We start from the raw sequence: 22,701 nt of genomic DNA, 5'->3' as shown, positions 1-22,701 counted from the left end.
AAAACCCACTATGCGTTCGCATAGTCTGGTTTTTCATTCCCAACCCCTTACAAAACTGGGGTTTCAATCATCTGAGAAGGGATTACTCGCTGCGCTCGTGATCCCTGAAAGGAGATCCTGCAAAGCAAAACGCCTAACGGCTTTCGCCGTTCGCTTTTTTTGTTTCCTTTAGCCAGTTGAAAGCTCGCTTTCCTGGCTTTCGGAAACAAAAAACGCCTCACTTTCTGTGAGGCGTTTTGCTTTGCGGAGGAAGAGGGATTCGAACCCCCGGAGGTTTGACCCTCAACGGTTTTCAAGACCGCCGCATTCGACCACTCTGCCATTCCTCCTGGTATGCGTGTCTTTGCGGGTGCAAATATAAAAAGCTTTTTCGAAAGAAGCCCGGGTAGCGAAAGAATTTGTGATGGCCAAATAATACCGGCAGCCGGGGTGTTGCGGGAATTGAAGGGAAATTCATATCTTCCTCTACAAGCTAAACCAAAGTACATGAAATCATATAAGGCAGCTGTCCTGGGGCCGATCCCCAGGGACCATATCACCACGCATAAAGGGGAAGTCATTGAGAAATACGGCTGTGCCACACATACCGCCATCGGGCTTTCCCGCTTACTGGGAGACCGGGGGACGGTCTTTCCCGTGTCCCACGTCCGGAAAAAAGACCGGCCCGGCGTATTGGAAGTGGTTGCCCCCTACTCCAACATCTCCCAGGACTATATTACCGACGATGCGGATCAGGGCGATATCATCCAACTGACCTTTGTGGACCAGAATAACCGCCTGGAGAAGCAAACCGGGTTTATGAACCCCATCCTTGGCGAAGATTTGAAAGGCCTCATGGATGCCGATGTCTTTGTATGCGTGCCCATAACGGATTACGAAGTGCCCCTGGAAACGTTAAAATACATCAAGGCCAACAGCCAGGGGTTGATCATATTCGATGCCCACGGCCCGACGAACACCGCCACGATCCTCGGGGACCGGCTGATCCGGTTCTGGATAGACCGGGATCTTTGGCTTCCGTATATCGACGTGCTGAAGATGAACCTGGAGGAGTCGCGCTGTTGCTGGTTTGAAAAGGAATACGAACTGGAGCAGCTCCAGCCGTTCCACGATGTATCCACGGACCACCTGGACGACCTGGCGGCGCACGTGCTGGACCGGGGTGTAAAAGCGCTTATCGTTACCCTGGATGCCGGGGGTAGCGCAGTGTATTTTAAGAAAGGCGGGGAGGTGCAAAAGGAAATCGTGCCCTCCGTCCCGGTTGCCGATGTGGTGGATACCACCGGGTGCGGGGATTCTTTTGCCGGCGGATTGGGCTATGGTTTGCTGGAGGATCCGGACGACTACGTCCGCGCCGCGCGATTTGCAAATGCCCTGGGGGCCCAGCGCACACAAGGTCGTACGTTTGACGTCTTTAAATCTCTGGAAGAAACCCGGGAAATGATCCGGGCCGCTTACGGGTCGGATTGACCACTTCCCGGGTACCGGAGCAGCTTACTCCCGGAAACAGGGCCTCCGGCGATGCCCCTTAGATTCCCGCCATTTTCCGTATTTTTGAAAAATTATCCCTTTAACTACTAAGCATGCAAAAAGTACTTTTGCTGTGTGCAGCCCTGGCGGTGTCCTGCAACAGCACGCAACAATCCGTGGCGGAGCACACGGCCCTGGCTTCACCGGATGAAATCACCTATGCTTCCACGATTACGGAGGAAGAGTTGAAAGAACACCTGTACACCTATGCCTCGGATGCGTTCGAAGGCAGGGAAACCGGGACGCCCGGTCAGAAAAAAGCGGTGGAATACCTGGAAAACGCCTACCGGGAAATGGAAGTTGCCCCGGCTCTGGGCGACGCGGGATACCTGCAAAAAGTGCCGCTGGAACTGGCCCGGCTGCCCACAGGCAGCATAACCATCAATGGTGCTGATCTGAAAAATGGGGAGGGCTTCCTGACCTTCAGCCCCGGGACGGGCCACCTGGATGAAGTGGTATTTGTCGGCTATGGCATCGAAACCCCTGGGTATTCGGATTATCGCAATATGGATGTGGAGGGAAAATACCTGCTGATGAAAGCCGGGGAGCCCCGGAAGGCAGACGGCACCTATTTAATCAGTGGCACCAATAAGGAATCCGGCTGGAGCAACCTCTCGGAAGGCATCGACAAGCGGCAGGCCGTGGCCCGGTCCAAGGGGGCGCGCGGGTTTTTCTACGTGGACGATGCCAATTTTGCCCGGTACAAGCGGTACTTCGACCGGATGCAGCGAAATAACAGCGGGCGCATGGGGCTTGCCTCCCCGGAGAATTCCCCCCAAATGCTCGTCGTCCAAAGCGATGTTGCCGCAAAAATCTACCCGGGGTTTGAAAAGAATACCGTGGCCGAGGTCTACCCGGTGGACATCGACCTGAATGTGGATAGTAAAAGCGAGGCCGTGGATTCGGAGAATGTCATTGCCTACATTCCGGGCTCCGTTTATCCGAACGAATACCTGGTAATCTCTTCACATCTGGACCACATCGGTGTTTCCTCCGATGGCGCCATCAACAACGGGGCGGACGACGACGGGTCGGGCACCGTGGCCATGCTGGAGATCGCCGAGGCCTTCAAAAAAGCCGCTGAAGATGGGAAGGGCCCGAAACGAAGTGTGGTTTTCCTGCACGTGACGGGGGAGGAAAAAGGCCTGTTGGGCTCCCAGTATTACACCGATTACAGCCCTGCCTTTCCCCTGGAGCAGACGGTCGCCAACCTGAACATCGATATGATTGGCCGCATTGACCCGAAGCGGGAAGGGAACCGCAACTACATCTACCTGATCGGTTCGGACAAGCTGAGTACGGATCTGCACAAGCTTTCGGAAGCCGTCAATGAGAAGTATTCCGGCCTGGAGCTGGATTATACCTACAACGACGAGAACGACCCGAACCGTTTCTACTACCGGAGCGATCATTACAATTTTGCCAAGAATAACATCCCGATCATCTTTTATTTCAACGGGACGCATGTGGATTACCACCGCCCGGGCGATACCCCGGACAAGATCAACTACGACCTGCTGGAGAACCGCACCCGGCTGATCTTCCATACGGCCTGGGAAATCGCCAACCGGGATACCCGCGTAATTGTCGATAAGCCGACGCGATAATTGGGGAATTCCCTGCTGGTAATTTTCCCGGAAGGAAGCGTTTTTTTCTTTGGGACAATTCATAAAAAAAGGTACCTTTGCAACCGCCTGAGCCGACGCGCCATTGGGCCTGTCGGCATCGGGACATGACGGTGGTTGTAGCTCAGCTGGTTAGAGCGCTGGATTGTGGTTCCAGAGGTCGCCGGTTCGAACCCGGTCTTCCACCCGCAGCAAGCCCCCGGAAAACACTCCGGGGGCTTCTTTTTTTCCGGCCACGCAGATGCGTATTCCGACACCCTGGCATGCCGATCTGCACCCCCGTTTTATCGATGAAATGCATCATACCTTCGATAAAACACACAAAAAATAGCATTTCACAACAAACTTTCGGCCTCCCGGGGGCTTTGCGCCTAATTTTAGAGTTCCTTTAAGCCAGCCGATGAATCCTTTGCGTAAATATTTAATTTTATCGTCCCTGCTCCCATTCCTGCTGGCGTTCCTCTGGACGCCTGCTGTGCTTTTGGCTGCAGAGGAAAACCCCAGAGAGGAGATCCTCAGGGAAATCCGCTCCCTGGAACGCAGTGCCGGTTTCTCTCCCAGGGACACAACCTATATCAACCGCCTGATCGACCTGGCGGGGGAAATGCGGTTCTATCAGGCAGACAGCCTGCACCAATTGGCCAAACGTTCTCTAACCCTGAGCGAGAAGGCCGGATACCTGCTCGGGGAAGCCCGCTCCTATTTAAGGCTGGCCGACTTCCATTCGGACAAGGGGAATAGCGACAAGGCCATCGAATTCTATAAAAAAGGCCTGGTGCTCGCCGGGGAAGCAGGGGCGGACAACCTGAAAATCAGCGCCCTGAATGGCTTATCCGGGGAATACGTGTACCAGGGTGATATCGCGGGGGCGCTTACCAAATACCTGGAGGCCCTGGAGCTCGCCGAACAAACCGGGGAACTGGTCATGCAGTCCATCATCAACGAGAATATCGCCAACCTTTACGCAGAACAAAAGGACTACGACCATTGCCTGGAGTATTTCAAAAAGGTCAAGCGGATCAACAACAAGCTGGGCAACGACATTATTAACGCGGAGACCATGAGCAACCTGGCCTCCGTTTATGCGGATATGGGGAACCTGGAATACGCCATGTTCAATATCAACCAAAGCATCGACACCTTCGAGGAAAACCGTATCCTGGACTGGCTGGCCTTTGCTTATGAAACCAAGGGCAAGGTCTATCTCAAGAAATTCAACTACAAATGGGCGCTCTACTGGTACAACCAGGCCGAGATGCTCCACATGAACCTGGACGATGACCGCTCGCGGATTGACCTGCTCAACGGAATGGCCGAAGCGCATTTCGGGCAGGGCAACGACAGCCTGGCAGCTGCCTACGCCACGGAGGGCTTCCGGATCAGCGAAAAAATCAATTTCCGGGAGGGCAAACGGGACTGTGCCCAAACCCTTTATCGTATCCACCGGAAAAAGGCCGACTATGCCACAGCCCTGGTTTACCACGAAGTTTTCCAGAAATTATCGGATTCCATTTCCCGCAGCGAAAACCGCCAGAGCCTCAGCCTGCTGAAAACCCGCAATGAGTTTGAGCAACAAAAAGCGGAGCTCATAGAGGCAAACGAAAAGGCCCTTGCCCAGCAAAAACGCTACGTGCGGATCGGCTGGGTCATCCTGTTTATCGCCCTGGTGATTATCTACCTGGTCAACCGTTCAAAAAAATTGCAGAAGCGGCTGGCCGAAGAACTAAGCACGAAAAAAGACATCCTGGAGGTTCGCAAAACGGAGCTACAGGCAAATAACCAGACCAAAACAAAGCTGTTCTCCATCATCGGCCACGACTTACGAGGCCCTATAGGCGCCCTGCAGAGCCTGCTGAACATGTACACGGAAGGAGAGATGAAAAAAGAGGAATTCCTCTCGTTTATACCCAAATTAAAATCGGATGTCGACCATATATTCTTTACGCTGAACAACCTGCTTTCCTGGGGCCACTCCCAGCTCGAAGGCGCCAATACCAAGCCGGTAAACACCTCCCTGGAACACATCGTAGAGGAGAACATCAACCTGTTGTCCGAAATCGCCGAGCAAAAATCCATTCGGGTTGTCAGTGAACTGGATGGCAACACGGAGGTTTGGGCAGACCCGAATCAAGTCGATATCGTGATCCGGAACCTGATCAGCAACGCCTTGAAATTTACCCCGGAAAACGGGATCGTCAGCCTCCGGGCGGAGGACAAGGAAACGCACTGGCAAATCGCTGTGCGGGATACGGGGGTTGGCATCGACCGGGTGACCTTGTCCAAGCTTTTCCAGGACACAAGCAATACCTCTACCTACGGAACCAACAATGAAAAAGGTACCGGCCTCGGACTTTCCCTTTGTAAAGAAATGGTTGAGAAAAACAAAGGTAAAATATGGGTAGACAGCACCTTGCGAATTGGAAGCACCTTTTATTTCACCTTGCCCAAGGCTACTGAGAAATACAGTGCCGCCGTTTAAATCAACTGCTCCAGCGAATCCACTGCCACCGGCCGTTCGGCTGTAAACCCTTCTGCGTATTCCACTCCGATGAGCCGCCCCAAATCCCGGGCGCGGTAACTGACACTGTCTGTAAAATTCCGGCTGCTGATGGGCGTTTCAGGCTCCTCGCTGTCCGGGTCAAAAAATTGCGAGGCATACGCGTGGATCGCCTCGAGTTTCTTTTCCATAAACCCCGTGACATCCACCACCACATCGGGCACGAGGTTCTTCCATTGAATATAATGGTATACCTGTTTCGGGCGCCATGGCTCCTGCCAGTGATCGTCCCCTTCCAGGCGCGTATCGATCTTCACCAGGCCGCTCAAAAAACAGGCGTCGCTCACCAGGGAACTCCCCCGGCCGTGATCGATGTGCCGGTCATCAACAGCATTGCACAACACCCGTTCCGGCCGAAACCTGCGGATCTGGCGGATAATCGCCAACTGGTGCTCCCGGTCATTGCGGAAAAATCCGTCGGCAAATCCCATATTTTCCCGGATGGCCAGCCCGAGTATTTCCGCCGCCTTCGCGGCTTCCCTGTCCCGGATTTCCGCGGTCCCCCGGGTTCCGAGCTCCCCCCGTGTCAGGTCGATAATCCCCACTTTTTTTCCGGCTGCAACCGTTTTGGCAATCGTTGCGCCGGCTCCGAGTTCCGCGTCGTCCGGATGCGCCCCGAATACGAGTAAATCCAATTTCATACGGCGCCTTCTTTTTGAGGGGTTACGCCTGCCTGCTTCCGGGCGCTGGCAATGGCCTGGTCCAGGTCGGCGGACAAATCTTCAAAATCCTCAATACCCGCGGAGAAACGGATCAGGTTCGGGCGAATGCCCGCGCGCTGCCTATCGGCCTCCGACAAGAGGGCATGGGATGTAAGGGTAGGAATGGTCAGCGTACTTTCCACCCCGGCCAGGCTCATAGAGGGCCGAACCCACTTCAATGCGCGGACAAAACCTTCCAGGGGGATTCCCGGGGCAAGCTCAAAGGATAACATACCGCCAAACCCGTGCATCTGAGCCCGGGCAATCGCATGGCCCGGATGGGATTCAAGCCCCGGGTAATACACCGAAGAAACATCCGGGTGGTCCTGCAGGTGGCGGGCCAGGCGCAAAGCGTTCTCGCTCTGGGCCTTTACCCGCAGCCCCAGGGTTTTTAAACTGCGCTCCAGCATCCATGTTGTCTGGTCGCTCAGGCTCCCCCCGAGGTTCTTGGCCAGTTGGAAGATCCGGTCGATGTGTTCCCGGGAGGCCGCAACGGCCCCGGCACAGATATCGGAGTGCCCGCCCATGTATTTTGTGGCGGAATGGATGACCACGTCGATGCCAAAATCCGCCGGGTTCTGGTTTACCGGGCTGGCAAATGTATTGTCTATAAGCGTAGTGAGCCCGCGGTCTGCAGCCAGTTTGGACACGGCCTCCAGATCGGTAATCAGCAAAAGCGGGTTGGAAGGCGTTTCCAGGTAAAGCACGCGTGTTTCCGGGCGGATAGCTGCCTCGAAATCCGCCACCCCGGTCCCTTCCACGAAGGTAAAGTCGATTCCGTACTTGCCGAATTCCTCTTTGATCAGGCTGTGGGTCCCCCCGTAGGATTGCTGGGAAAGCACCACGTGGTCCCCGTGGTTGAGGAATGCCAGCAGCGACGTACTCACCGCCGCCATCCCGCTGCCAAAGATCAGCGCAGCCTCCGTGTGTTCCAGGGCCGCGATCTTCCGGCACAGGGCCTCCTGGTTCGGGGTGTTGAAGTAGCGGGGATATCGCTTGACATCCACGTGTTCATAGGCATAGGAGGTGCTCATATAGAGGGGGGAAACCGCCCCCTGGAATTGTTCGTCCGGAACAGCCCCAACATGGGTGCAGGTGGTGTTCAGTCCGGCTTTGCGCTTGCTCATATCGATTGGATTAAGTCCAAAAATAACACTTTCGTCAGACCTGGAAGGTTTTCCACTTGCCTTTCCGGAAAGCCACCACCGCCAGGACGGAAAGCAGGACCTCGGCCAGGGTGATGGCCAGGAATACCCCCATGGGGCCCATCTCCAGGGTTTGGGAGGCCACGTAGGCAAAGGGCAGCTGGAAAAGCCAGAAGGCCACCAGGTTGATCCGCGTCGGTGTACGGGTATCCCCGGACCCGTTAAAGGCCTGGGTAACCACCATGCCGTAGGCGTAAAACAGATAGCCGGCGGTGATGATCCGCAGGCAGAGCGCCCCGCTCTCCACCACCGGGACAGCCTGGCTGAAAAACCCGATGATTTCCGGGGCAAAAATCAGGTAGACCACCGAAACGGCAAGCATGAAGACGGCGTTGTATTTCCCCGTTTTCCACACCGAGGCCTCCGCCCGGTCCGGTTTGCGGGCACCCAGGTTCTGCCCCACCAGCGTCGCCGCGGCGTTGCTCATGCCCCAGGCGGGCATCAGCGTAAACATCAGTACGCGGATGGCAATGGTATACCCGGCCAGGATCTCAGCTCCGAATTCACTCATCAGGCGCATGAGGAATACCCAGCTGGACGTGCCGATGAGGAACTGCGCAATCCCCCCGAGGGAAACCCGTACAAGGTTCCACATGACCTTCAGGTTGAGCACCCAGCTCCGCAGGGTGATCCGAATGCGGCTCCACCCAAAGATCAATACCAGGAACTGGAAGATTACGGCTGTCCCCCTGCCGATGTTTGTGGCTATAGCCGCGCCCATCACCCCGTATTCCGGCACCGGCCCCAACCCGAAAATAAAAATCGGGTCCAGGATGATGTTCAGGCCGTTTGAGAGGAACAGTGTCCACATGGCCATGGAGGCATCCCCGGCCCCTCGGAAGATGGCGTTGATCATAAAGAGCAGCATAATCGTGATATTCCCGCCCAGCAACCATCGCGTGTACCCGGATCCCTCGGAGATCAGGTCCGGTTCGGCCCCCATGATCGCTAGTATCTCCTCGGCGTAGAGAAAACCGGCAATACCGACGGCCAGCGACACCAGCACCCCCAGCACAATGGCCTGGACAGCAGCTTCCCGGGCTCCCGGGAGGTCCTTCTCCCCTACCCGACGGGCAACCACCGCTGTCGCCGCCATACTCAGGCCAATGGCCACTGCGTAGACCAGGGTAATGACGGATTCCGTCAGCCCGATGGTAGCTACTGCATTGACGCTGACCCGCGAAACATAGGCAATATCGACCACGGCGAATACGGATTCCATCATCATCTCCATGATCATGGGTATGGACAGCATAAAAATGGCCTTACGCAGGCTGCCGGTGGTGAAATCGGACTGGGTCCCGCGGATTGCCTGCAGGAAATACCGGAATAATTTGGTTATCGCAAATTGGGAGGATGACATGATGCAAAAATTATGTGGTTGAAGGAGGGTGAAAAATTGCGGGCAGCATGGCCGGGGATGCTTATCGCACCCGGGCCGAAAGCCGGATATCCGCAAATGGGCACATAATTCTTAGAGCTTCATGGTGTACCAAAGAAAAGGAATTTTTCTTATAGTGGGAAGGCCCGGACTAAAAAAATGCAGTAACCAGCAGTTTACAACTCCCTGAGGCCTAGTGCCGCGTATCGGTTTTTCCCACGTAATGCACCTGGTACCTCCAGCGACTCAGCATACCGAGTACCACCACGCCTGCAACGGTGTACCACACAAAGGCCGGGGTAATTACCTGGGCGCCGCTGGCGTAGCTGTGCAGGCCTACCAGGTAAAAATTCACCCCAAAATAGGTCATCATGATACTGCCAAAGGCCACGATGCTGAGGAAATTAAAGGTCCATCGGCTTTTGAGGCCGGGGACCAGGCGCGCGTGGATCACGAAGGCGTAGACCAGGATGGAGATCAGCGCCCAGGTTTCCTTGGGGTCCCATCCCCAGTACCGCCCCCAGCTTTCATTGGCCCACTGCCCCCCGAGGAAGTTCCCGATGGTGAGCATGACCAGGCCGACAGTCAGCGCCAGTTCGTTGATAATGGTCAATTCGCGGAGGTTCATCCGCATACGCCGCTTGTTTTTCTCGGTTGTCATCAGGATCAGCAGCAGGCAGACCACCCCCAGGATCATCCCAACCGTGAGGGGTCCATAGCTCCCGACAATCACGGCTACGTGGATCATCAGCCAATAGCTGTCCAGGACAGGCACCAGATTTCCGATGGCCGGGTCTACCCAGCTTTGGTGGGCGATCCAGAGGAGCATGGAGGTAACAAAGGCCGAAGCGGCAATCGTCATGTCGCTTTTGCGGCCCAGCAAAAGGCCCATCCCCATACAGGCCCAGGAGACATAGAGAATGCTTTCATAGGCGTCCGACCAGGGGGCATGCCCGGAAATATACCACCGCAGGATCAGGCCGGCGGTGTGCCAGATAAACAGGATATAGATGATGCCTTTGAAGAAATACGTGGAAATATCCCAGATGCGCCGCTCCCTGAAAATGGCAAATATCAGGATGAAAAACAGCAGGACACCGCAAAGCGCGTAATACTTGTAAAGGCGGTTAAAAATGTCCAGGCGGTTGTAGATCACTTCCGTCTCTACCTTCCGGGCAGAGGGCAACACCTCACTGCCGTGGTTTTCCTGGTTTTGGCGGAACGCGGCCAGGAGTTTTTCCGCCTCGGAATAATCGCCGGTCCGGGCCCCTTTCTCCAGGGAGCTCAGGTAATAGGGTACTGCGTTGCGGATAAAGTTCGCATAGAGGCTGTCCTGTACCGGGAATTGCCCGCTGCGGAATTCCAGGGCGGAAATCCACTTGTTGTTCGGGTGGTCAATCAGCGGGAAAATCTTCAGGATCTCGCCGCTGAGGGCCCGGTTCAGCAAACCAAGCCGGAAATAGGCGTCCTTGAAATCCTGCTGGAATTTATTCGGGTTGTTGGTGGCAAAAGCCTCCTGAAGGACGGGCTCCAGCTTGTTGTTCCCCGCATCGTCAAAAAAGTCGATCAGCCGGATATACCGTTGCCCCTCGGGTACGCCAATCAGGTTCCGGATACTGTCATTCTCGGTTTTTTTGTCCAGGGCAACGAACTCGGCCACCGTCCACAGGTTGGGCCGCATCATCATCGACAGCAGCACCTGGTCGGGGGTCAGCCCCTGGTAGTCGTTGCGCAAAGTCAGTTTCCTGAGCAGTTCAGAGGCAAAGGTATTCACGGGCTTCATCCGCCCCTCCTCATCCTGGATCACCAGATGGCCAAAACGGGAGGCCTGCTCCGCCGGCACAGCGGTGGCATGAATGATGGAATCTACCTGTTCGGGAGGCGGCATCCCGGCGTGCTCGTGCCCGTCGTCCGGAAGGGTCTGGGCCGAGGCGGCAACACCTGTAAACAGCAATAGCAGCATCATGGCGGCTTTCTTGCGCTTGAGGTCTTCCAGGCGGCGGGTGAGCTCCCGGAACCGGGTCTTGCCGAAGAACATGATACCCATCAATCCGGCGTACAGCAGGAAGTAGCCGATATAGGTAACCCAGGTGCCCCAGAAATCGTGGTTCACCGAGAGCACCGTTCCTTTTTCGTCCGGGCTGAAACTCGCCTGGAAAAACCGGTATCCCCGGTGGTCGAGCACGTGGTTCATATAGATGTCGTAGTCAAACGGTCGTCCCTCCCCGGTGCTGTCGTGCACGGTAATCCGGCTCATGAAGGAGGCATAGCCCTGTTCCGTCCCCGGGTATTTTTCGGCGATGAAATCGTTTAAGGTGATGCTGAAAGGCAATTCGTGGATCTTGGAACCGTAGGCGGCGCGGAATGTAAGGCCCCCGATGGTCACCGGGTCGCTGTATTCAAAACGCCCTTTCCCGCCCAAAAGCGTCACTTCCCGGCTCGCATCCCCTGCCGAGAGGCGGACTGTAAGAGCATCCGGGTCGTTATCCGTTTGTTCATTCTCCGGGATGGGCATTACGCGGTACGCCCCCTGGACGGGCGGGTCGGGCACCACGAATTGCATACTGCCCAGGGTATAGAGCGACCGGAGCATCAGCGGCTGCACACTGTCGGCCACCACGGTCCCGCTTTGCTGGTCGGCCATGCGCATAAAGCTGCCCTCAAAAGGGGAATCAATGGTCAGGGTGCTATCTGTCCGGGTGATGTTCACAGCCCCGTCCACAGGGCGGTTCAGGGAAAAGAGTACGTTGTGGATGCTGGTGACCTCCCCGGATTCAAGGAAATGGTCGTGCCGCGACCCGCTTCCGGCTTCAACCAGTTTCAGGAACCAGTTGCCCCCAGCCTCCGGGGCAACACCCATTCGGGCACCCTGGGTGAAATCCACCACATCCACCTGTATGGGCGTACCGTTGAATTCGGTGGTCCAGGGCAGGCTGGACTGCTCGGCCTGTTCGGTAATAATCAGGTCGTCTTCCAGGGATTTGCGCTGGGGCTGGCCCTGTACTTCCCCGTCCACCAGGACGCTCAGGTACGTTTTATCCGAATAAAATACATTCTCGGTAGCCCCTTCGCGAATTGGCATCATGCCCTCGAAACTGATATAGCGGGTGATAAATGCCCCCACGAGGATCAGGATAAAGGAAAGGTGCAGGACCAAAACAGGCCACTTATTCCATTTCAGCAGGTCGTACCTGCGGATATTCCCGATAAAATTAATGACAAAGAAAACCATGATGGCCTCGAACCACCAGGCGTTATATATCCAAATTCGGGCGGTTTCCGTACTGTACCAGCTCTCGATAAAGGTACCGAATGCCATGGCCACGGCCATTACCAGGAATAATACCGCCATCAGGCGCGGGGAAAAAAGTATCCGGTTAACGGTTTGCAACATGCAGTTCGTCGTTGAAAAGGCAGTGCAAAAATAGCGGTTTTGGCGCGCAATCCAGCCCGATTTCCCAGATTAACATTTCGGATGTGTATTTTAGCACCGTGATCCGGATCCTACTTATCGGCAGCGGCAACCTGGCCTACCGCCTCTCGGGCGCCCTGGAGCAATCCAAAGGGGTTCGCCTGGTCGGCCTGCGGGCAAGGGATCCCGAAAAATTATCTGGATTTCCGGGAGCGGCTCCGCGAAGCGGGCTGGACGAGCCGGCACCCGATGCGGATATCTGCCTCCTGGCAGTTGCCGACCGGGCCATAGGGGATGTTGCAGCGGGTCTGAAAGGCTCCCCGGCCCTTGTTGTTCACTGCTCCGGGGCCCAGCCCCTGGCGACCCTGAAGGGCACCTCCCGCCACGGGGTCTTCTACCCTTTACAGACATTTTCCCGGGACCGCGAAGTTTCCCTGGCCGGCATCCCCGTGCTGACAGAGGCCGGCCGTCCGGAAGACCTGGCACTCCTGAATAAGCTCGCCAATACCATGGGGTGCAGTCCCCAGCCGGCGAATTCAGATAAACGCCTGGCACTGCATCTGGCTGCCGTGTTTGTCAACAATTTTACCAACCATATGGTCTACCTGGGCGAATCGGTGGCCAGCGGGTCCGGCCTGGATAAAGACCTGTTCCGGCCCCTGCTCCGGGAAACCCTGGCAAAACTGGAAAGCCTTGGCCCCCGGGAGGCACAGACCGGCCCGGCCCGGCGGGGGGATACGGCCACACTTGCCAAACACCGGGAATTGCTCCGGGGGAAACCGGCGGCCGCGATATACGACCAGATTACTGAATCCATTATTTCGACATATGAAACTGAATTATAAGGAGCGGCTGAAAGATGTCCGCACATTCGTCTTTGACGTGGACGGGGTATTTACCGACAGTTCCCTGCTGATCACTACATCGGGAGAACTGCTTCGCAAGATGAGCGTGCGGGACGGATTCGCCGTCAAAACAGCCTTGTCCCGGGGGTATCGCATTTGCATCATCAGCGGCGGTTCCAATGAAGGCGTCCGCGCCAGGCTCCGGGCCCTCGGGGTTACCGATATTTTCCTGGGTGCGGGCCACAAGGAGTCCGTCCTCAGGGAATACATGGAAGACTACGATATCCCGGCGTCGGAAATCCTCTATATGGGCGACGATATCCCCGACCTGCCGGTGATGCAACAGGTGGGCATGGCGGCCTGTCCGCAGAATGCCGTCCCGGAAATCAAGGCGATATCCCACTATATCTCCCACCTGAACGGCGGGGACGGCTGCGTACGGGATATCATCCAGCAAGTACTTAAAGTTCGGGGCGACTGGGAGCACGACTTCAACGCAAAACACGACTGATGCCCCGGCCGGACCACCAGCCACAGCACCTCGTACTCGGATCTGCCTCCCCCAGGAGGAAATCGCTCCTGGAGGCCATGGGCCTGGAGTTTGAGGTGCGTACCCAGGCGGCTGAGGAGCGCTTTCCTGAAGACCTAAAAACCTATGAAATAACGAATTACCTATCCGAACTTAAAGCGTCTGTATTACAAGACAGTCTTCCGGGCCGCGCCGTTTTGCTCACGGCGGATACCATCGTCTGCCTGGGGGACGAGGTGCTCGAAAAACCGGCTGGCGAGAAAGAGGCTCGGGAAATGCTCGGGAAACTTTCCGGGGCCTGGCACCAGGTATACACCTCGGTATGCCTGACCGCAAAGGGTTACAGGGAGGTTTTCCACGCCCGGACAGACGTGCGTTTTACCCGCGTAGACCCGGGTATGCTCACGACGTACCTGCATCTGGGAAATCCAATGGACAAGGCAGGGGGATATGGGATCCAGGAATGGATCGGGCTGGTTGGCGTAGAGGCCATCCGGGGTTCCTACACCAATGTAGTGGGATTACCCACCCAATTGGTCTACCAAAAATTACGCGATATGGTCCGGCGTGGTTTTTAACCTATTTTTGTTATCAAAAACAAAGACTATGCCCTGCCCCCGCCCTCAGAAATATACAACAGGTTTGCTCGTATTGCTATTGTTGGCTTCGGGCTGCAAACAAGGAGCCGAAACCGCTGATTCAGCCGGGGGTACCGATGGGGGTACTTCGCCTTCAGCGGATGCGACGGCCCCGCCCCGCCCGCTTACAGAGGATTTTAAATCCTATTGGTACGCAGGGGAGGCCGAGATCAGCTCGTATAGCCTCAGCCAGGCGCGTTACGGCGAATTGCGGGAAGGGGACGCTGCGCTGGTGTACGTCACCGAGCCTTTCAACCCCGGGAAACAGGTCAAGGCAGACCGGCCCGACAGCACCTCGGTTTCCGTGCTGAAATTAAACCGCACCCGTAAATTCCTCACCGGAATCTACCCGTATTCCATTATGAGCAGTATATTCTACCCGGTTTCGGACAACCGACATGCCCTGAAAATCAGCACATCGGTACAGGAGTGGTGCGGTCATGTATACGCCCAGCTCAACAACCGGGAGGATTTTGAGATTACCGCCCATAGCTATTTTGAAAGCGAAGGGGAGCAGGAATTGCACCTGCCCAAAAACGTCCTGGAAGACGAACTCTGGACCCGGTTGCGGATTGCACCGGAGACCCTCCCACAGGGGAACCACGACGTAGTGCCCTCCATGGAATTCCTCCGGCTCAGGCACCAGCCTTTCCAGGCTTATCCGGCCACCCTGACCCTGAGCGAACCCGCGAAAGTCCGAACCTACACCATTACCTATCCCGGGTTGAACCGGACGCTGCAAATCCATTTTGACGGGGATTTTCCCCATACCATCCAGGGATGGACAGATTCCTATCCAAGCGGGTTTGGGGCCGACGCCCAGGTACTCACAACCACTGCTCAACTCAGGAATACACTGAAAACTCCCTACTGGCGGCAAAACTCCAATAGCGACCTGCACCTGCGGGACAGCCTGGGATTATCCAAACGATAACGGATGAAAGAGCTGCTGCTTACATTCCAAACCGAGTTCCTCTGGACGGGGATTTGTATGCTCGCCCTGGCTATTTCCAGGTTTTTGTCAATCCAGGCAATACGCAAAGTCGGCCGCCTGAGCGAGATGGACCGGGCACGGACCCGGTTGATCATCAAATATGTGGCTATCGGGCATACGGCTCTCCTGGTAAGTGCGCTGATCCTCATCTGGGGGGTTAACTTCCGGGAAATCGGCCTGATATTTTCTTCCGTTTTTGCAGTAATCGGGGTGGCCCTATTTGCCAGCTGGTCCATCCTCAGCAACATCACCGCCGGGGTCATCCTGTTTTTTACCTTCCCGTATAAGATCGGCGACCGGATACGCATCCACGACAAGGAACTCGAGGAAGACCGGGAATTCGTCATCGAGGATATCCGGGCCTTCCACGTCCACCTGAGGATGCGATCCGGGGAATTGCTGACCTATCCGAATAACCTCTTCCTCCAGAAGGCAGTTACCCTTGCATCGGAAGATGCCGGGGATCCGGAAGGCAGCGAGGCGCTGTAGTTGTTAAAGAAGTTCTAAATTGGGGCTCCGGGGAGGTTATCTTCCTATATTTGGGTACTGACAAACCCTCCAAACATGCTCAAAATACTGAGGCTGTCCATCGCGGCAATTTGCCTGTTACCCGGCCTGGGTCAGGGCCAGGCTCCAAACCCGCCGAGTTCCGTTACCCTCTACAATGATCTCCAGGACCTGAATTTCCTCGGTTCGGCCCTGTACATCGCGGCCCATCCCGACGATGAAAACACCCGTTTGATTTCCTACCTCTCCAATGCCGTCCATGCGCGTACGGCCTACCTTTCCATGACGCGTGGCGATGGGGGCCAAAACCTCATCGGCCCGGAGTTGCGGGAACTCCTGGGTGTTCTGCGTACGCAGGAACTTCTCAATGCACGACGCATAGACGGGGGCCGGCAGTTCTTTACCCGCGCTGTAGATTTCGGGTACTCCAAAAACCCGGAAGAAACGCTGGAGATTTGGGATAAGCAGCTTGTATTGTCGGATGTTGTTCGGATCATCCGCCAATTTCGGCCGGATGTGATTATCAACCGGTTCGACCACCGAACTCCGGGAACCACCCACGGGCACCATACCTCTTCGGCCATCCTGAGTAAGGAAGCCTTTGAACTGGCCGGCGACCCCGAAGCCTTTCCCGAGCAACTAAAAGAACTGGACACCTGGGAGCCCAGCCGCCTGTTCCACAATACCTCCTGGTGGTTCTACGGCAGTCGGGAGCGCTTCCTGAAAGAAATGGACCGGTCCAAACTGACGGTTCTGGATGTCGGGGTTTATTATCCGGAACGGGGGATGTCCAATAACGAAATTGCCTCCCTGGCCAGCAGCCAACACCTCTGCCAGGGGTTTGGAAGGCCCACCAGCCGCGGCAGTGAAGAGGAGTTTTTGGAATTGATCAGCGGAACACAAACCCATGGAGACGATTTATTTGCGGGAATCGATACGAGTTGGGGACGGATGCCCGGGGGCGGCCCCGTCGGCGAAATCCTGGAAGGCGTGGCAGCGTCGTTTAATTTTACGGACCCTTCTGTGCATTTGCCCGAACTCCTGAAAGCCTATCAATTGCTGGATGCGGCACCGGATTCCTATTGGAAGGAGGTGAAAACCGGGGAGTTGACGGCATTGATTGCCGGCGTTTCCGGGCTTTACCTCGAGGCTTCCTCGGAAGATCCTCTGGCGGTCCCGGGCGACGTGGAAACCGTCAACCTGGAGCTGGTTAACCGATCCGGGGTCCCGGTAGCCGTTCAATCCATCGCCCTGGAATCCGGCACCCGGCTGGACAGCGCCTTCCCCCTCCCGGCCAACCAAAAAATCCAATTGGATCTGTCCCTGGAAATCCCTGAAGGCCACCCGGGCACTTCCCCCTACTGGTTGCGCGAACCGGGTACCCTGGGAACCTACCAGATCCCGGACCCTGAATTTATCGGGATGCCCCGCACCCCCCCGGCCTACCAGGTGCGGATCGACGCGCAAGTTGCCGGGATCCCCATTCGATTTGAGCGACCGGTAATCCACCGGTATTCGGAACCCGACCAGGGAGAGCGGTACCGGAGTTTTGACATCGTACCCCCTGTATCCACCTCCTTCGGCGAAACGGTGAGGCTGTTTGCGGAGCCCTCCGCGCAACCGGTGACGATCCGGGTAAAATCGAACGCCCAGAGCGTCTCGGGCACCGTTAGCCTGAATGTCCCGGAAGGATGGACGGTGCGCCCCGCCTCCCAACCCTTCCAGTTGGACGGCCTGGGTTCCGAAGGATTATTTGAATTCCGCGTCACCCCCCCGGCCGGAGCAAGTGAAGGATCTATCCGCCCCGAAGTGGTTACCGGGGGGAACACATACAACCGGGAGATGATTGCGATAGCCTATGACCACATCCCCACCCAGACCGTACTGATGCCTGCTCAAATGCGCGTTGTCCGCCTGCAGGTGGAGAAGGCCGGGCAGCACATCGGATATCTGATGGGGGCCGGCGACGCCATGCCGGAAAACCTGGAAGCCATCGGATACACCGTACACCAGATTGGGACCGACGACCTGACCCCCGACAACCTGCAGCGCTTCGACGCGGTGGTGGTGGGGATCCGGGCATACAATGTCCTGGACGAGCTGCCTGTTAAAAACGATGCCCTGCTTACCTATACCAAAAACGGCGGCACGGTCATCGTCCAATACAATACCTCGGGGCGGGGCAACCTGGATTTCAGCAAATTCGCGCCATACCCGCTTCAAATTTCCAGGGATCGCGTTTCAGACGAGGGAGCCGAAGTTACCTTCCTGGAGCCCGAGCACCCGCTGCTCAACTTCCCAAACCCGATCGAACCTGCCGATTTTGACGGCTGGGTTCAGGAACGCGGCCTCTATTTCCCCGATAACTGGGACCCTGCCTATACCCCGTTATTTTCAATGAACGACCCGGGGGAGCCGGCACGGAAAGGCAGCCTGCTGGTAGCCCCGTACGGAGACGGACATTACATCTATACCGGCCTGAGTTTTTTCAGGGAATTGCCGGCGGGTGTCCCCGGCGCCTTTAAATTATTCGCAAACATGCTTTCCATCGGGAAGGCCCAAGTAAAGACAGACCGTGCAGTTAAAGGATGAAATGAAAGAAAAAATGGTGTGGAAGCGGGCCTACACCCTGGTGATCCTGCTCAACATCCTGTATATCCTGGTATTCTACTATATCATGATCACAAACGCCTGATATGGGGATGGGAACCTTAGATTGGATTATCCTGTCCGGGACATTGATCTTTATCGTGGCCTTTGGCGTCTGGCGCACCCGCGGGAGCCGGGACGTCGACGACTACGTCCGCGGGGGGAAACGCGCCAAATGGCTCACCGTCGGGCTCTCCGTCATGGCCACCCAGGCCAGCGCCATCACCTTCCTCTCCACCCCGGGGCAGGCCTTCCACGACGGCATGGGCTTTGTCCAGTTCTATTTTGGCTTACCCCTGGCGATGATCATCATATGTATGGTGTTCGTCCCTATTTACCACCACCTGAAAGTCTATACGGCCTATGAATTCCTCGAAAAGCGTTTTGACCTGAAAACGCGTACCCTGGCCGCCATCCTGTTCCTGCTGCAGCGCGGTCTTGCGGCCGGGATCACGATTTTTGCCCCCTCCATCATCCTGTCGGCTGTATTGGGGTGGAACCTCAATACGCTGAACATCATCATCGGGATTATGGTGATAATCTACACGGTTTCCGGAGGGACCAAGGCTGTAAATGTTACCCAGAAACAACAGATGTTCGTGATCATGCTCGGCATGTTCATGGCTTTCTTCTTTATCCTGGGATACCTGCCCACCGACCTGACCTTCAGCAAAGCCCTCAAAGTGGCCGGAGCCAGCGACAAGCTGAATATCCTGAATTTCGACTTCGATACGGACAGCCGGTATACCTTTTGGAGCGGTATCACCGGGGGCCTGTTCCTGATGCTCGCCTATTTTGGAACGGACCAGAGCCAGGTGCAGCGCTACCTGTCCGGAAAATCGGTTCGGGAAAGCCAGCTGGGACTGATATTTAACGGTCTTTTAAAAATCCCCATGCAGTTTTTTATCCTGCTGGTGGGCGTCATGGTCTTTGTTTTTTACCAGTACAACCCGTCTCCCCTGAACTTTAACCCGGCGGCTACGGAAGCGGTGCTGGAATCCGAATATGCGGACGATTATGAACTCCTGCAGGAGGCTCACAGGGAACTGGAGGTCGAGAAAAAAATGGCGCAGGATGCCTTCTCATCGGCCCTGGATATTAAAGAGTATACCGCTACCATCGACGCGAAACAGCAAATCCTCGAGATCAACCGCCGGGAACAGGGCAACCGGGACGCCGCCCGGGAACTCATCGAGCGGGCAAACCCGTCGGTAGAAACGAATGACAAGGATTATGTGTTTATCCACTTTATCCTGAATTACCTCCCCCGGGGACTCATCGGCCTGTTGCTGGCGGTAATCCTTTCGGCAGCCATGTCCTCCACGGCCTCCGAATTGAATGCCCTGGGCACCATCAGCGCCCTGGATCTCTATAAGCGGAACCGACCCGATCACGAAGACCCGATGCATTATGTGAAAGCCTCGCGGGTGTTCACTTTTATCTGGGGGGTCATCGCCATTCTGATCGCCTGTTTTGCAGACCTGTTCGACAACCTGATCCAATTGGTAAATATCATCGGCTCCATATTTTACGGGAATGTCCTGGGAATCTTCCTGCTTGCCTTTTTCCTTAAATTCGTCCGGGGCAATGCCGTTTTCATCGCTGCCATCATCACGCAGGTCATCGTAGTGTTCGGCTGGTACTTTGACTGGATGTCCTACCTGTGGCTGAACGCTTTCGGGTGCGCACTGGTTATCCTGATCGCCCTGTTGCTGGAGAGTTTTGACCGGTTGTTGCGGAACCCCCCGGTACGCATCTGATCCCGCCAAAAAACCATAAAAAAACCGGACCCCAAAAGGTCCGGTTCTGCTTTTTCCCAAGGCCCGGCACCCCGGCCGGAAAACGCAGCTGCCAGGGGGCTCAGGTTACATGGCACCCCACTCCTTGAGGGAGTCCTGGTTCATCCTCACGTAATCCTGGTTCCCGGCCTCTTTTGCAACTTCCAGGGATTTCTTCGCCGCCGCAATGGCCCCTTTCTTATCGCCCATTTTTGCGTAGATCAACGATTTGACCCGCCACATCCAATAGGCATTCGGGGACATTTCAGTAGCCTTGTCGATCCAGGTTTTGGCCTGTTCCAAATCCTGCCCCTCGTCAAAGTAATAGGAGGCAGCCGCAAAATACTGGTTGGGCCCGGGGCCGCTCATTACGGACTGAATGCTCTTCATGGCCTTTTCCGTGGTGGGCACTTCAAAAGGCACCCCCACATAGGTGTTCTCCCAGAGCATTCCCAGGGAGGCCCCGTTGTTGGTTAAGTCGTCTACGGTGATGGTGAAAGTCTCTACCGGCATGGGCATTTCCATGACAGGTGCGGTAACCGTGGCAGCCACCTTGGAATCGTCCCACTGAGCCGGGAGCCCGCCGTTGTTGGAATCCGTATAAAAGTAGACTTCCCACTGCTCCTCTCCGGGTTTCGTATACAAAGCGTACGTCCCGGCTTCCAGGGATTTTCCTCCCACTTTTACGGGGTCCGAGAAGGAAACGGTAGTGTTCATGTTCGCCCCGGTCCGCCAGATGGCATCGTAGGGTACGAGTCCGCCGAAAATGGTGCGGCCCTTCATGGAGGGACGGGAATACTTAATTACCACGTCGGTGAGCCCGACGGTCTGGTGCAGTTCGGAGGCCGGGCTGGGTGCCGGCGTCTGCATCTGGGCAAGCCCGCAATAGCTGCTTGCCAGTGCCAGGAATAAAAGGTAGGATTTTTTCATCGGTTTAAAGTTTTAGTGTTTGGATCAAAGCTACTGATTCGCCCTGCCTGTAAATGTTAATTAAATCTAAAAAAAGCAAGGGCGGCGTAAATGCGATGGGGCTGTGACGGGTGATTCTCAATAGCGCAGGAAGGGCTCGGAGAGTATGGCCCCGCGAAAATACAGGGTCAGGTAATAAACGGAAGTATTCAGGGTAGCTATGTCCAGGCGTCCGGCATCTATTTCCGGCGCATTCTCGAACAGGACCATCCGGCCGGCCGTGTCGAAAACGGCCCGGGCCAGGATGGGTGCCGGGCGGTTGAGCTCGTAACGGAGTTCATCCGAACCTGCAGCCCGGAAAATCACCAGGCCGCCCGGTTGATTCGAATGGCCGGGTTCCGGTTCCCCTCCCTCCTCGCCCGGTTCCCCGGGTTCTCCGGGTTCTCCGGGTTCTCCGGGTTCCTCCCCCGGGGGTTCGCCATCCCTGGTAAAAGAATAAAGAGATGCCGGTAGCGAAGCCAGGCTGTTGGAAAAGGACTCCGTACTGACAAAGAACCGGCCTGAGGCATCTGCTGTAATCCCTTCGGCCTGGCCAAACCCGATATCCAGTAATTGCCTCCGGGTTTCGGGCGGAAAATTAAAGGTGTCGTTTGTTTGCGGTACCTCAATGAGAAAGGGCTGGAGAACGCTGGTATATCCCAGGAGGGCATAACCGCCACCAGGCCTGGGCGTGGCCCCGGTAATCAGGCCGCCTGCGGCGTAGGCCCCGCTCCGCAGGGCCAAATGATCGCCGGGCGATTTGGGGATTCGGTATGCCACCGTACCGTTGCCCTGCCATTGTTTTGTAAATACAATCAGGGAGTCTCCCCGTACCACCAGGGCCTCAGCATCCCAATCGCTGTTGGTTGTCCCGCTGAAATCCATCTGGTCTTCGTATGTGTATCCAATGCGGTCGGCGGTTACGGATGTATTCCCGGCTGCCAGGTCCTGTTTGGCGACCCGGTAGATGGCCAGGTCTGTACGGGTACCCCGGGTATTGCCGAAATCCCCGATATACACGTAATCCGTATCTTCTGCCAGGTCTTCCCAGTCTGTATTCAAAACGCCTTCCACGCGTACCTGTCGTTGTATCTCCAGGTTTACAGTGTCCAGATAATACAAAAGCGGTTCGTTGCCCGAGTCGTTATGCGTGATTATTTGAGGGCCGATGACCAGCAGCCCGGAAGTTTCCGAAACGATTTCCGGCAGGTTGCCCAGCAACCGAAGGTCTTCCTGGGCCCGAAGCGGCCCAAGGCCCGACAGGCAGACTACCAGCCCCATCAAAATGCGCATTCCCATGCGAAAAAGGTACAAATTCTATCCATCTCCGTGGCATTTCCACGACAGAGCTACGATTTTTCCGACCAGGACCCAATAAGAAATTTTAATTATTGTTTAACTC

At 56.0% G+C, this 22,701-nt stretch carries 16 protein-coding genes and 2 tRNA genes; 11 read left to right on the top strand and 7 right to left on the bottom strand.

From position 1 onward, the window contains the following. Positions 1-244 precede the first annotated feature (244 nt). A tRNA-Ser gene (locus AC3DKS_RS01470) sits at positions 245-329 on the bottom strand. Positions 330-486: 157 nt separating this feature from the next. On the opposite strand from AC3DKS_RS01470, the gene AC3DKS_RS01465 reads away from it, so the two are divergent. The 4 genes from AC3DKS_RS01465 (at position 487) to AC3DKS_RS01450 (ending at position 5,634) form a co-directional block, all read left to right on the top strand. Next, on the top strand, positions 487-1,470 hold the full coding sequence (locus AC3DKS_RS01465; protein WP_015754782.1) for a carbohydrate kinase family protein: 984 nt from the start codon (positions 487-489) through the stop codon (positions 1,468-1,470). A gap of 113 nt (positions 1,471-1,583) precedes the next feature. Beyond that, positions 1,584-3,137, top strand: coding sequence for a M28 family peptidase (locus AC3DKS_RS01460; RefSeq protein WP_272607205.1), 1,554 nt, complete (start codon positions 1,584-1,586; stop codon positions 3,135-3,137). 130 nt (positions 3,138-3,267) lie between these two features. Further along, positions 3,268-3,343: transfer RNA gene (locus tag AC3DKS_RS01455), tRNA-His, on the top strand. 212 nt (positions 3,344-3,555) lie between these two features. Beyond that, positions 3,556-5,634 (top strand): tetratricopeptide repeat-containing sensor histidine kinase, encoded by a 2,079-nt coding sequence (locus AC3DKS_RS01450; RefSeq protein WP_272607204.1) that lies wholly within the window; start codon positions 3,556-3,558, stop codon positions 5,632-5,634. Here the strand turns inward: AC3DKS_RS01450 and bshB1 are convergent. The 4 genes from bshB1 to AC3DKS_RS01430 all read right to left on the bottom strand — a co-directional run bounded on the left by bshB1 (position 5,631) and on the right by AC3DKS_RS01430 (position 12,393). Then, positions 5,631-6,353 carry a bacillithiol biosynthesis deacetylase BshB1 gene (gene bshB1 / locus AC3DKS_RS01445; protein ID WP_015754721.1) on the bottom strand — a complete coding sequence of 241 codons (723 nt, stop codon included), beginning with the start codon at positions 6,351-6,353 and terminating at the stop codon, positions 5,631-5,633. The genes AC3DKS_RS01450 and bshB1 overlap by 4 nt on opposite strands. Continuing rightward, on the bottom strand, positions 6,350-7,540 hold the full coding sequence (locus tag AC3DKS_RS01440) for a trans-sulfuration enzyme family protein (RefSeq protein ID WP_015754720.1): 1,191 nt from the start codon (positions 7,538-7,540) through the stop codon (positions 6,350-6,352). The genes bshB1 and AC3DKS_RS01440 overlap by 4 nt, the downstream gene beginning before the upstream one ends. A gap of 34 nt (positions 7,541-7,574) precedes the next feature. Further along, a complete protein-coding gene (locus AC3DKS_RS01435) occupies positions 7,575-8,981 on the bottom strand; it encodes an MATE family efflux transporter (RefSeq protein ID WP_272607203.1) in 1,407 nt (468 codons plus the stop codon). A 211-nt stretch (positions 8,982-9,192) separates the two neighbouring features. Beyond that, entirely contained in the window at positions 9,193-12,393 is a 3,201-nt protein-coding gene (locus AC3DKS_RS01430; RefSeq protein WP_272607202.1) for a cytochrome c biogenesis protein CcsA, read from the bottom strand. 83 nt (positions 12,394-12,476) lie between these two features. Between AC3DKS_RS01430 and AC3DKS_RS01425 the strand changes: the two genes are divergently transcribed. From AC3DKS_RS01425 to AC3DKS_RS01395, 7 genes are all read left to right on the top strand, one after another. Then, complete coding sequence (locus AC3DKS_RS01425) at positions 12,477-13,256, top strand: Rossmann-like and DUF2520 domain-containing protein (protein WP_272607201.1); 780 nt, start codon at positions 12,477-12,479, stop codon at positions 13,254-13,256. Continuing rightward, a complete protein-coding gene (locus AC3DKS_RS01420) occupies positions 13,240-13,767 on the top strand; it encodes a KdsC family phosphatase (RefSeq protein WP_272607200.1) in 528 nt (175 codons plus the stop codon). Before AC3DKS_RS01425 ends, AC3DKS_RS01420 begins: the two co-directional genes overlap by 17 nt. After that, entirely contained in the window at positions 13,767-14,363 is a 597-nt protein-coding gene (locus tag AC3DKS_RS01415; protein ID WP_272607199.1) for a Maf family nucleotide pyrophosphatase, read from the top strand. Before AC3DKS_RS01420 ends, AC3DKS_RS01415 begins: the two co-directional genes overlap by 1 nt. 28 nt (positions 14,364-14,391) lie before the next feature. Then, complete coding sequence (locus AC3DKS_RS01410) at positions 14,392-15,357, top strand: septum formation inhibitor Maf (RefSeq protein WP_272607198.1); 966 nt, start codon at positions 14,392-14,394, stop codon at positions 15,355-15,357. Between the two features lie 3 nt (positions 15,358-15,360). Further along, positions 15,361-15,906, top strand: coding sequence for a mechanosensitive ion channel domain-containing protein (locus tag AC3DKS_RS01405; RefSeq protein ID WP_015754713.1), 546 nt, complete (start codon positions 15,361-15,363; stop codon positions 15,904-15,906). Between the two features lie 75 nt (positions 15,907-15,981). Beyond that, positions 15,982-18,516: a PIG-L family deacetylase gene (locus AC3DKS_RS01400; RefSeq protein WP_272607197.1), complete on the top strand. Its 2,535-nt coding sequence runs from the start codon at positions 15,982-15,984 to the stop codon at positions 18,514-18,516. A 110-nt stretch (positions 18,517-18,626) separates the two neighbouring features. Continuing rightward, positions 18,627-20,333: a sodium:solute symporter family protein gene (locus tag AC3DKS_RS01395; RefSeq protein ID WP_041327743.1), complete on the top strand. Its 1,707-nt coding sequence runs from the start codon at positions 18,627-18,629 to the stop codon at positions 20,331-20,333. A gap of 105 nt (positions 20,334-20,438) precedes the next feature. Here the strand turns inward: AC3DKS_RS01395 and AC3DKS_RS01390 are convergent, their stop codons facing one another. Together AC3DKS_RS01390 and AC3DKS_RS01385 are read right to left on the bottom strand one after the other, a co-directional pair. After that, complete coding sequence (locus AC3DKS_RS01390) at positions 20,439-21,281, bottom strand: DUF2911 domain-containing protein (RefSeq protein WP_015754709.1); 843 nt, start codon at positions 21,279-21,281, stop codon at positions 20,439-20,441. A 117-nt stretch (positions 21,282-21,398) separates the two neighbouring features. Continuing rightward, the gene (locus AC3DKS_RS01385) at positions 21,399-22,598 is read right to left on the bottom strand and encodes a hypothetical protein (protein ID WP_148214341.1); all 1,200 of its coding nucleotides are present in this window, start codon (positions 22,596-22,598) and stop codon (positions 21,399-21,401) included. Between the last annotated feature and the right edge of the window lie 103 nt (positions 22,599-22,701).

It is taken from the genome of Robiginitalea sp. (genome assembly GCF_982776155.1).
The sequence above is the reverse complement of the archived record's forward strand: the minus strand, read 5'-3'. Positions and strand labels throughout refer to the sequence as shown.

Coding starts and splice junctions, on each gene's coding strand:
- AC3DKS_RS01460 (WP_272607205.1), top strand. CDS start 1,584: ATGCAAAAAGTACTTTTGCTGTGTGCAGCCCTGGCGGTGTCCTGCAAC.
- AC3DKS_RS01400 (WP_272607197.1), top strand. CDS start 15,982: ATGCTCAAAATACTGAGGCTGTCCATCGCGGCAATTTGCCTGTTACCC.
- AC3DKS_RS01440 (WP_015754720.1), bottom strand. CDS start 7,540: ATGAGCAAGCGCAAAGCCGGACTGAACACCACCTGCACCCATGTTGGG.
- AC3DKS_RS01395 (WP_041327743.1), top strand. CDS start 18,627: ATGGGAACCTTAGATTGGATTATCCTGTCCGGGACATTGATCTTTATC.
- AC3DKS_RS01435 (WP_272607203.1), bottom strand. CDS start 8,981: ATGTCATCCTCCCAATTTGCGATAACCAAATTATTCCGGTATTTCCTG.
- AC3DKS_RS01465 (WP_015754782.1), top strand. CDS start 487: ATGAAATCATATAAGGCAGCTGTCCTGGGGCCGATCCCCAGGGACCAT.
- bshB1 (WP_015754721.1), bottom strand. CDS start 6,353: ATGAAATTGGATTTACTCGTATTCGGGGCGCATCCGGACGACGCGGAA.
- AC3DKS_RS01410 (WP_272607198.1), top strand. CDS start 14,392: ATGCCCTGCCCCCGCCCTCAGAAATATACAACAGGTTTGCTCGTATTG.
- AC3DKS_RS01415 (WP_272607199.1), top strand. CDS start 13,767: ATGCCCCGGCCGGACCACCAGCCACAGCACCTCGTACTCGGATCTGCC.
- AC3DKS_RS01430 (WP_272607202.1), bottom strand. CDS start 12,393: ATGTTGCAAACCGTTAACCGGATACTTTTTTCCCCGCGCCTGATGGCG.
- AC3DKS_RS01390 (WP_015754709.1), bottom strand. CDS start 21,281: ATGAAAAAATCCTACCTTTTATTCCTGGCACTGGCAAGCAGCTATTGC.
- AC3DKS_RS01450 (WP_272607204.1), top strand. CDS start 3,556: ATGAATCCTTTGCGTAAATATTTAATTTTATCGTCCCTGCTCCCATTC.
- AC3DKS_RS01420 (WP_272607200.1), top strand. CDS start 13,240: ATGAAACTGAATTATAAGGAGCGGCTGAAAGATGTCCGCACATTCGTC.
- AC3DKS_RS01405 (WP_015754713.1), top strand. CDS start 15,361: ATGAAAGAGCTGCTGCTTACATTCCAAACCGAGTTCCTCTGGACGGGG.
- AC3DKS_RS01385 (WP_148214341.1), bottom strand. CDS start 22,598: ATGGGAATGCGCATTTTGATGGGGCTGGTAGTCTGCCTGTCGGGCCTT.